This window comes from Gilliamella sp. X-46 (assembly GCF_057063525.1).
Genome location: NZ_JBXSQH010000003.1, coordinates 106,316 through 116,786, shown reverse-complemented (window position 1 = coordinate 116,786; position 10,471 = coordinate 106,316). Strand labels below are relative to the sequence as shown.

Annotated in this window: 8 protein-coding genes; 3 read left to right on the top strand and 5 right to left on the bottom strand. The window is 38.3% G+C overall.

What is annotated here, in order from left to right; all coding sequences use genetic code 11:
• On the top strand, positions 1-111 hold a 111-nt coding region (locus tag ACYIAJ_RS04895; RefSeq protein ID WP_483564297.1), incomplete at its 5' end, for an IS3 family transposase.
• A 580-nt stretch (positions 112-691) separates the two neighbouring features.
• Here ACYIAJ_RS04895 and ACYIAJ_RS04890 read toward each other — a convergent pair.
• Positions 692-2,317, bottom strand: a complete 1,626-nt coding sequence (locus tag ACYIAJ_RS04890) for a hypothetical protein (RefSeq protein WP_483564415.1) — start codon at positions 2,315-2,317, stop codon at positions 692-694.
• A gap of 167 nt (positions 2,318-2,484) precedes the next feature.
• Positions 2,485-2,631: a hypothetical protein gene (locus ACYIAJ_RS04885; RefSeq protein WP_483560474.1), complete on the bottom strand. Its 147-nt coding sequence runs from the start codon at positions 2,629-2,631 to the stop codon at positions 2,485-2,487.
• Positions 2,632-3,241: 610 nt separating this feature from the next.
• Between ACYIAJ_RS04885 and ACYIAJ_RS04880 the strand changes: the two genes are divergently transcribed.
• Positions 3,242-5,566 (top strand): zinc/cadmium/mercury/lead-transporting ATPase, encoded by a 2,325-nt coding sequence (locus tag ACYIAJ_RS04880; protein WP_483560473.1) that lies wholly within the window; start codon positions 3,242-3,244, stop codon positions 5,564-5,566.
• Between the two features lie 68 nt (positions 5,567-5,634).
• Here ACYIAJ_RS04880 and birA read toward each other — a convergent pair whose 3' ends face one another.
• The 3 genes from birA to murB are packed head-to-tail and all read right to left on the bottom strand — an operon-like array spanning position 5,635 to position 8,775.
• Entirely contained in the window at positions 5,635-6,588 is a 954-nt protein-coding gene (gene birA / locus ACYIAJ_RS04875; RefSeq protein ID WP_483560472.1) for a bifunctional biotin--[acetyl-CoA-carboxylase] ligase/biotin operon repressor BirA, read from the bottom strand.
• Positions 6,563-7,705 carry an MFS transporter gene (locus tag ACYIAJ_RS04870; RefSeq protein ID WP_483560471.1) on the bottom strand — a complete coding sequence of 381 codons (1,143 nt, stop codon included), beginning with the start codon at positions 7,703-7,705 and terminating at the stop codon, positions 6,563-6,565. Before ACYIAJ_RS04870 ends, birA begins: the two co-directional genes overlap by 26 nt.
• A 59-nt stretch (positions 7,706-7,764) precedes the next feature.
• Positions 7,765-8,775: a UDP-N-acetylmuramate dehydrogenase gene (gene murB, locus ACYIAJ_RS04865; protein WP_483560470.1), complete on the bottom strand. Its 1,011-nt coding sequence runs from the start codon at positions 8,773-8,775 to the stop codon at positions 7,765-7,767.
• A gap of 437 nt (positions 8,776-9,212) precedes the next feature.
• Here murB and ACYIAJ_RS04860 point away from each other — a divergent pair, with 437 nt between their 5' ends.
• Positions 9,213-10,445, top strand: a complete 1,233-nt coding sequence (locus ACYIAJ_RS04860; RefSeq protein WP_483560469.1) for a phosphopentomutase — start codon at positions 9,213-9,215, stop codon at positions 10,443-10,445.
• Positions 10,446-10,471 lie beyond the last annotated feature (26 nt).

Genomic DNA, 10,471 nt, shown 5'->3' with positions numbered 1-10,471 from the left:
AAAGCGGATATTGAGGAATATATCCATTATTATAATCATAGAAGAATTAAATTAAGCTTGGACAAAAAGAGTCCTGTTCAATATCGGGAGTATTATTTTCCAGCAGCTTAGTTTTTTTGTACAACTTTTGGGGTGCAGTTCATTCGCTTTAATTTCCTAACTCGGACGTGGTCACTGTAGCTATTTTGTTCACCAAAGGTCAAAACGTCCGAAACCACTGCAATCAATTAATTTTATCCACCAACCCAGAAACACATTAGGCTAACGTTTATTAATAACATTAGCCGGAAATCCACCACATACAACAATTTGGTCGAGTTTTTTAATATGCTTGATTATCGGTTTTAAATTAATCCTAATAATTGACTCATGACATAAAACGACTGGTTATAAGCCCTTAAAAAAAGACCTTCTTTCAAAAAATGTATCGGATTTTCACTTAATGCTAATTTTTGTTCTATTTCCATTACATGACTTATCTTTATTTATTTGATTTTACCCCTGAGCCACCGCCATCGACACTTTCAGCGTCGCCGGCGGCGGGGGCAGCGCGATTGTGGCTTCGCCGCAACAGCGCAACCCTAAGGGGAAATGCCCCAACTGATGCGGGGGCTTTATTCTTTGTTAGATTGTCCTCTCAGGCACCATAACCGCCCACGCGGCCCAAGGATTAAGGACTAAGAAAAAAAAGCTAAGGTGCGGTACAAAGGCCAGAGCGGGAGCTGCTGGCACTGTGGCTGGAGACGACGTTACCGTAGTCCGCTTCGACATTGAGGGCATAGCCTCTACCTACCTCGTCGCTTGTCCAGTAGCGGGAGCCGACGAAGCCCGCATCAGCGTAGCCGTACATGTTGCCCCACTCCGTGAAAAATCCTGCACCTATGTGACGCATGTAATTATTATAAGATGAACTAGGCGTAGCGCTATCTACGCCATTTATACATGGGAAGTCGATACCAACACCACACCTCGCGTTAGTTAAATCCTTGACCTGTGGCAAACGATAACCCAAACTTCTACACCAAGATGAGTGGTTAGACTGAGTATCGTATTTATCACCTCGATTGACGAACCACTGCTTTAACACAAATCCATACCTCACCTCATTACCTTGACTATCCCTACCCACCAACTCAAATGTCTGTGGCAAAGATAGCAACGGAATAAACGGACTAGGATTACTTGAACCTATTTGAGTACTATCCGCCCTAGGACCACTTAACTTAACACGCGCAACAATTTTTCCATTATCAGCAACAGGATTCCATGACTCATTAGCTGTTACACTTGTCACGGTAGCTGTTATACTACTACCATTCGTGACAACAGACCACGTCAACTGACTTGCATCTACTCCTCCTATGAGTAGATCAAAATACAATCCATCAGCACCCGTTGTAGGAAAATTATGACCGTAAGACGACGAACTTGTTGACTGAACTAAAAAACCCTTATCTGGACTCCATATGTTAACTGGGCCTGCGTAGCGAGGATCACCATTAGAATTGGTGCGACTAGAACCACCCCATAACAAACTCGGCCTTGCGTAACAAATACGAGCAACAGTATTATATGGATTGATATAATACGTCACTGTACTACTATTAAAATAGATTATATTAGGAACTCCGTACCTTGTCTGTAAATATCCCCCTGTATAACTTAATGTTACCTTATAAGGTGCATTACAAATATCTAATGTATCACTACGACTTACTGTTCGACCAGCATTATCCGTAAACGATACCGATATATCCCCTGTAGCAGTAACACCATTTATACCCTGACCATCTCCATCATCATCTCCCCAATAATTATACCTAGTAACTAAATCACTTAAACTCACTGAACTAGCTGTTGATGGGACTATCATATCTATATGACCCAAAGTACTCCCTGCATAAGGTAATCTTATTGGATTTGTAGCACTTGATGGATTAGTTGACGGTGTGTACCTTGTACCATCCCGCAACTTAATAAACAAGAAACTATCCGTTGAAGTTGTCCTTGTTTGACCACCGTCTAACGTTAAATATGGCGCACTACCCTCAATATACCTTGATGTAGACGCTGTTAATGCCATAGAACACTGTGTATATGACAACAAAAACAATGGCACGAAGAACAACAATAATTTAGATAGAAAAAATAAGCACCTCGACCTCGACGATATCCCTGCCGATAAACACGGCGATTTCGCTAAACTTGATAACTTCGGTAATAAAAATAAGAATTGAGTTTGATTTCGACTATAGTGGAAATGAAAAAGATTTAGGCATAAATTTAGCAGGCCAGTTGCCAAAGAATGGTAGTACATTTCGATCATCCAGTTAAGTAAATTTTTGTTTTATTTTTATGATTTACCGCTCAGCTAATGAGCATTCCCTTGCTTTGAAGGCGATTAAATTATAACCAGTTGATTAATAATAGCTACTTTTTTTTGTTAAAAAATCGTAAAGTTTTGTTAATGATAAGATTGATCTATTATTGGCCTGTTTTGGGAAATGGTTTTGGTGGAAAATAAGCCTTTTGGGTTGGTGTATAAAATGAATTAGGTGTGGTGGTTTCGGAAGTTTTGACCTTTGGTGAACAAACTTGTTTTTTAAAATCGAATGTATATTTTTTTGCCATAATTTTGTTCCCAAAAGTAGATTTAAACAATCCAACTTTTGGGGGCTGTTCATTAAAGCGAACTCCCTTACAACTCACGCTCTGGCTGCAGAATGTATCCTTCGGCTATCCTCCGCCGTCGCTCAGTCTTAACGCACCATTTGTGGGATTACTCGTATCATCCTGATACTCGCCTCTACGAGGCCACCTTCGCTATGCTCAGGTGTTCAAATTTGTTCCAGACAAATTTATCAGACGCAACACAAACTCGCCAAACATCCTTGTTTGGCGTGCTAACTTCGATCTATTGTCGGCACATTCTGACGCCGGAATATGGCAAACAACATAGCCATCGTTTTTGGGAAGGATTTTTGTGTTTTTATAAGGCGGTTCTTGTTAAAAAATAAACAGAAAAAAATCAAATAAAATCAATACCTTTTCTGACTGATTTTTGAGTAATTAAATGGCTGCTATTAAAGTGATCTATTTGTTACTGATTTGTTAGATGTCATCACGTTGCTAACGTTTTTAACGCATTAATTTTAATTTAAAAAATTCCATAAAAATAAATTAATTTATTTTTTTCTTTTTTAGCGTACAATCAAAATCATCCACAAAAAGAGGTAACGTTATGTTATATAATAACAAATCAATGTGTCACAAACATCACCGCCATGAATGTTGTCATGATAATTGTCAAAATCTGGCGCATAATCATGCAAATTTCTCTCATGTTGTAAATTGTCATCAAGAATCAACCCAGAGTTGTGGCGGTAGTACCCATAAGACTAACCCCAAAAATGAGTTTGGCGATCCCCCTGATGACCCCGACAGGCAAATCAATCAAACTAAATTAACATGGAAAATAAAAGGCATGGATTGTGCAAACTGTGCGCAACAAATTGAAAATAGTTTAAAGACATTACCCAATATTTGCCAAACCAAGATTATCTTTTCTACCGAAAAATTAGTCGTTTTTGTTCCACAAAAGAATGAAAAAACGATTAAATTGATCGAAGATAAAATCATCGAGTTAGGCTATAAGCCCATTTTTGAATCATCCCCCGAACATTCACATCATCATGAGCATTCCCATCGTTTTGATAATAAAGCATTAATCCCTTTAGCAGTGTTAGGCGCTTTAATTGTTATGAGTTATATCCTTTTGTTATGTAATCAAACCGTTGGCGAATATGCCTTTATGGTGACGGCAATTGTTGGGCTCATTCCTATTTTGAAAGAAGCATTGGTTTTAACGCGCAGTGGTACACCATTTGCGATAGAGTCGTTAATGAGCGTGTCGGCTATTGGTGCTTTATTTATTGGCGCTGCCGAAGAAGCCACCATGGTGATATTTTTATTTATGATTGGTGAAATGTTAGAAGGTGTTGCAACAAGTAAAGCAAAAAAAGGCATTTCCTCGCTTGCTCAGCTCATGCCAGAAGAGACCGTGATAATCATTGACGGTGTAAGAAAAACCGTTGCCAGTCATAGTTTAAAACCCGAGGACATTATAGAAATTTCATCTGGAGGGCGGTTGCCTGCTGATGTCATTTTAATGAGTGAGCAAGCCAATATTGATGAAAGCGCATTAACTGGCGAGTCCATTCCTGTTAATTATCTTTCAGGCGACAAAATTATGGCTGGTTCGCTGGTGGTTGATAATACAATTCAACTTAAAGTGGTATCAGAAGTCGGGCAAAATGCGGTTGATCGTATTTTACAGATGATTGAAGATGCCGAAGAGCGCAAAGCGCCTATTGAACGTTTTATTGATAGATTTAGCCGTTACTATACGCCTACAATTGCTTTATTTGCACTATTGGTGATTGTTGTGCCACCTTTGTTGCTTAATGCTGATTGGTATACTTGGTTTTATCGTGGCTTGACGTTGTTATTAATTGGTTGCCCTTGTGCGCTTGTGATTTCAACCCCTGCGGTGATAACATCTGCCTTGTCGAATGCGGCAAAGCAAGGGGTGTTAATTAAAGGTGGAGCAGCATTAGAGCATATTGGTTCGGTTAAACTGGTTGCGTTTGATAAGACTGGTACCTTAACTGAAGGTAAACCACAAGTAACCGATGTGATTCCTCAAGATATTTCCAAAGAGCAATTATTAACAATGGTTGCCTCAATTGAAAGTGGTTCGCATCATCCTATAGGTAAAGCTATTGTTGATTACGCATTACAAAATCAGTTAAGCATTAATCAGGCCGATAATCGTAAAGCAATTGCGGGAATTGGTATTCAAGGCAAGATTGATAATCAGACTTTTTATATTGTTTCTCCAAACAAAGTTGCAACTGTTTCAACGCCTTTAAATGATGAACACGCTAAAATCATTGCGGAATTTGAAAGTGCAGGTAAAACCGTGGTAGTTGCGGCAACAAATCAACAACTGATGGGCATTATTGCTCTGCAAGATATGTTGCGGTCAGATGCAAAGACTACAATGAATGAACTTAATCAGCTGGGTATTAAATCTTTGATGCTAACAGGCGATAATGCGCGAGCAGCTAAAGCTATTGCCGATCAGTTAGGTATGGATTACCGCGCTGAATTGTTGCCTGCCGATAAGTTGATTGCCATTGAAAAGATCCGCAACACAACGTCAATTGCTATGGTGGGCGATGGTATTAATGATTCACCAGCCATGAAAGCCGCAACTGTGAGTATTGCCATGGGAAGTGGCACTGATGTTGCGTTAGAAGCTGCCGATGCCGCATTAACTAAAAATAGCTTACTCAGTTTACCTAAGTTAATTCGTTTAACTCGCTTTGCGAGTCGTAATATTAAACAAAATATTACCATTGCATTAGGCATTAAGCTGATCTTTTTGATTACCAGTTTGTTTGGTTTTACTGGACTGTGGCTAGCGGTGTTGGCTGATTCAGGCACGACGGCGATTGTGACCGCTAATGCTCTTCGAGTTTTGAAATTTAAAAATAAAAGTTAAGAATATGTTTGCTTAATCTATTCCGCTTGTTACAAGCGGAATAGTTTTGTTAAATCATTTTGGGTTTATTATTCATCAATTCTTAATGATATTTCGCCACCAATATGGGCATTAATTTTACCGTTTTGTTCTAACAATAAAGCACCTTGCTCGTTGATGCCTTTTGCAATGCCGCGGATGGTATTATCACCAATTAATAGTTTTACTGGTCGATTGGCAAAGTTATCAAGTCTATTCCAATCATTAATAAATGGCCCTAAACCATGTTTTTCAAATTCGATTAATTTACTTTTTAAGACTTTAGCCACTTGTGCAACAAGTAAGTTACGATCAACATTACCTAAATTAGCCCATTTTTGGTTAACTATGTTGGTATCAGGATTTGTCATGGTTAGATTGACTCCAACACCAATCACTACATGGGCACAGTCGCCAGTTTTACCGGCGAGCTCAACTAAAATACCGGCTAACTTTTGGTCATTAAGATAAAGATCATTTGGCCATTTAACTTTGATATTTTGACCTGATAATGTGCGTAAAGTGTCGGCAAGTACTATCCCTACCACCAAACTTAATCCCATTGCCGCGGCCACGCCTTGTTCTAGCTTCCAATACATTGAGAAGTATAAATTGCTTCCAAAAGGGGAAAACCATTTTCGTCCTCTTCGGCCTCGTGCTTTTGATTGAAATTCAGCCACGCAGCAGTCACCCGATGTTAATTGACCTATTCGATCAAGTAGATATTGGTTGGTTGAATCAATAATCGGTAATATTTCGCAGTGGCTGTCGGATTGGTAGTGCTGATCAATCTTGTTTTTGTTGAGCAAATCAAGTTGCGCTGCCAAGCAATAGCCTTTACCTTGCACTGAAGTTAAGTCTACCCCCCACTCACGCAGTTGTTTGATGTATTTATTGATGCCTGCGCGTGTTATTCCAAATATTGCTGCTAATTCTTCACCTGAATGGTATTTGCCATCAGCGAGTATTTCTATTAATTTAAGTGGATTTTTGTGGCTGCGCATCCGTTCCTCTTTTTTTAACTAATAAGATCACGAAGTATAACGAAATTATAGCAAAACTGACAAATAAATAAGTATTACTCGTTTTATCCATAATAAAAGCTATCACCGCAGGAGCAACTAAGCTACCTAAGGTGTTGGTTAAGAGCATTGCTTGATTCATAGCCACAATATTTTGCTTTTTAACACACGAGCAAGCCCAAGCCATAGATATAGGATAAATGGTGTAAATCGTTGCGCCTAATAAGATAATCGCCAACGCATCAAACCAGTTGAATACCAGCATGACACATGCGGCCAACATGAGTAGCGATTCAATTAGCAATACCATTTGCCGTCCAAATTTGTCAGCACACCAGTTGGCAGGCATTTGTGCCGCCACTCCTGATAAAATAAGTAAAATCATCCAATTAGCAACTTGAGTATCACTATAACCCAAGTGTGAATAATAAACTGGTAATAGTGAATATAACGACCCAATTAACATGCCTGCAATAACACAGCCGGTTAATCCAAGCCGAGAAGGTTTATTCAATATCATTGGCATAATGTTAAAGCTGCTTTTTTTTCTTTTTGGTAATTTATAATGTGTGCGTAAAATAAATAAAATCGCAAGCCCCATGAGTAACATAATAACCAATCCAAAATACAGTACATCTTGTGGAAAATACTGTAACAAAGCTTGCCCCAAAACCGTGCCTAAATAATAAGTGGTTAAATAAACTGCAAGCATCCGTCCACGTGTATGCACTGGGCCAGTGAGTAATATGCAACTTTCAATCACCACCCAAGTGACAGCACAAGCAATGCCAATAAAAAAGCGCCACATTATCCAGCTATAAAAATTTATTGAAAAACTTAAGCCAATAGTTGCTATGGCAAAAATAATACAACTATAGGTATAAGTGTGACGAGCATTAAATTTACTAATAAACCAATTGGCAAAAATAGTACCAATCAAGTTACCAGTAAAATAACTTGATCCCACAAGACCAATTTGCTCAAGCGAAAACTCATTACGCACTAACCACAATGGTACTTGTGTGTTGAGTGCTGACAACGAGATAGTTACAAAAAGTAAACTCGTCAATAAAATAGGAAATGAATACGAATGTTTCATAATGTTATCGCATATAATTTATGGGCTATGTTTTGCGGACAATGATAATTTAGAGTTAATTACAAATAACTGTCTGCTTCAATTTCGCCCTTGTTGCCGATAAATCGGATTTCTGGCGATAAACTCACCAAGAATTTTTGTAATACACATTTTTTTATATAACGAGCTAATTCAACTACATCTTGTGCTGTTGCTTGATTTTTGTTGACTAATACCAGCGCTTGTTGTTGATGTACCGCCGCTCCGCCTATTTGATAGCCTTTTAGACCACACTGTTCGATAAGCCAACCTGCTGCTAATTTTATTTGCCCGTTAACTTGTGGATATATTGGCATGCTTGGGTAAATTTCAAGTAATTTGTCTGCCTCAATTTTGTCGATCACAGGGTTTTTAAAAAAGCTTCCACCATTGCCAAGAACTTTGGGATCGGGCAATTTACTGCGGCGAATTTCACACACTTTATCAAAGACTATTTTTGGGGTGACATTTTGGGGGTCAAAATTTCGTAATTCACCGTAAGTTAATACTGGTTGCCACTGTTTGGGTAGTTTAATACCAACATTGATAACCGCATAACCTTGCAAATATGCTTTTTTGAAGATGCTTTCACGATAACCATATTGACCATCGGTGACTGTGATGATGTTACCTGTGGCAAGCTCAAGCAATTCCACATAATCAGCTACTTTTTGAAATTCAACTCCGTAAGCACCAATATTTTGAATAGGTGCCGAACCAACACACCCCGGAATTAATGCGAGGTTTTCTAGTCCTGATATATTTTGTTCTATCGTTTGCGATACAATATCGTGCCAAATTTCACCTGCACCAACTTTTAAATGCCACGCTTGGTCGGTTTCGGTTATTGTGATGCCTTTGATGCGGTTAACAACCACAATACCATCAAAATCACAGGTAAAAAGAGTGTTACTGCCTTCACCAATAATCATAATAGGTAAATGCGACAAGTTATCTTGCCAAATTTGTTGTAATTGTTCGACTGTTGTGACAGTAATAACTTTTTGAGCAAAAACAGTTAGACCAAATGTGTTAGGAATTTTTTGTTTCATTAATCATTACCTTTATTTTGTGAAAGTAGATGCCCAAGTTCAATTCGATTTTATCTGTTATTGTTATAGTTTGGGCTCTATTGTACTTGCTTTCTATATTATCACAGGGTTGATGTTATTTGATGATTTATTTGGTCATGAATGCATTTGAATTTTTTATAAATTTGCTGTTGTCTGCATTTTACTAAAACGATGTTATTTTTTTATAAAAAGTATGAATCAATTCAAATTAATGACATTATTTAAACAAATATTCAACTATTTGATTAAAGCAATGCTTAAATCTTTTTTGTTTTTTGTTATTATATATGGCAAATATACGAGTGATATTTTATAAATTATTGTTAGCCCCAAAATAGTCGTCGGTATTTGATTAGCAGTGATTGATTATATCGATTGTACTTGAGTTAAGTGTTGTTTATCAGTTAGAGGATATTATGAAAAGAGTATTTATTATGATCCTAGATTCGTTTGGGATCGGCGGCGCTGAAGATGCCAAAAAATATGGCGATGAAGGGGCTAACACTTTAGGACATATTGCTGAGGCTTGCGCTTTAGGTCAAGCTGAACAAGGCCGTAGTGGACCATTAAAATTGCCAAATTTAGGTAAATTAGGTTTAATCAAAGCGGCGTACGAATCGACTGGCCATTATCCCAAAGGTATGCAAACTGAAGGTGAAATTATTGGCTCATATGGCTATGCGAGTGAAATTTCTTCTGGTAAAGATACGCCGTCAGGACATTGGGAAATCGCCGGCGTGCCAGTGCTTTTTGATTGGGGCTATTTTACCAATACCACCAACAGCTTTCCTCAAGATCTTTTAGATAAAATTGTTTCCCGCGCTAAACTCCCTGGTTACCTTGGTAATTGTCATTCATCTGGTACCATTATCCTTGATGAATTGGGTGAAGAGCATATGGCTTCTAATAAGCCTATTTTTTATACTTCTGCTGATTCAGTATTCCAAATTGCCTGTCATGAAGAGACTTTTGGTTTAGATAGACTGTATGAAGTTTGCGAAATTGCTCGCGATGAGCTAAATAAGGGTAATTACAATATTGGCCGTGTTATTGCAAGGCCATTTGTAGGTAAAAAAACGGGAGAATTTGTACGTACAGGTAACCGTCACGATCTTGCTGTTGAACCACCAGCACCAACGATGATTAAAAAATTGGTTGATGAAAAACACGGCACAGTAGTATCAATTGGTAAAATTGCCGATATTTATGCTCACGTTGGGATCACCAAGAAAGTGAAAGCAACCGGTCTTGAAGCACTGTTTGATGCATCACTTGAAGAAATCAAACAAGCTAAAGATAATACTATTGTCTTTACCAATTTTGTCGATTTTGACTCTTCTTATGGCCACCGTCGTGATGTTTCGGGTTATGCTGCTGCGTTAGAATATTTTGATCGTCGTCTTCCTGAAATGTTAGCACTTATTGAACCCGGCGATCTGCTTATTATCAGTGCCGATCACGGCTGCGATCCAACTTGGGCTGGTACCGATCATACTCGCGAACATATCCCTGTCATTGTTTATGGCGACAGTGTACCTGTAGGATCTTTAGGTCATCGTGAAACATTTGCCGATATTGGACAAAGTGTTGCCGATTATTTTGATTTATCGCCAATGGATTACGGTAAATCGTTTATAAAAAAGAAGTAATTTAAATTTGAGTCATACCGACTTAG

What these genes read in the sequence shown, in the direction of transcription:
- ACYIAJ_RS04870 (WP_483560471.1), bottom strand. Translation starts at nt 7,705, where the DNA reads ATGAAACATTCGTATTCATTTCCTATTTTATTGACGAGTTTACTTTTT.
- murB (WP_483560470.1), bottom strand. Translation starts at nt 8,775, where the DNA reads ATGAAACAAAAAATTCCTAACACATTTGGTCTAACTGTTTTTGCTCAA.
- ACYIAJ_RS04880 (WP_483560473.1), top strand. Translation starts at nt 3,242, where the DNA reads ATGTTATATAATAACAAATCAATGTGTCACAAACATCACCGCCATGAA.
- ACYIAJ_RS04890 (WP_483564415.1), bottom strand. Translation starts at nt 2,317, where the DNA reads ATGTACTACCATTCTTTGGCAACTGGCCTGCTAAATTTATGCCTAAAT.
- birA (WP_483560472.1), bottom strand. Translation starts at nt 6,588, where the DNA reads ATGCGCAGCCACAAAAATCCACTTAAATTAATAGAAATACTCGCTGAT.
- ACYIAJ_RS04885 (WP_483560474.1), bottom strand. Translation starts at nt 2,631, where the DNA reads ATGGCAAAAAAATATACATTCGATTTTAAAAAACAAGTTTGTTCACCA.
- ACYIAJ_RS04860 (WP_483560469.1), top strand. Translation starts at nt 9,213, where the DNA reads ATGAAAAGAGTATTTATTATGATCCTAGATTCGTTTGGGATCGGCGGC.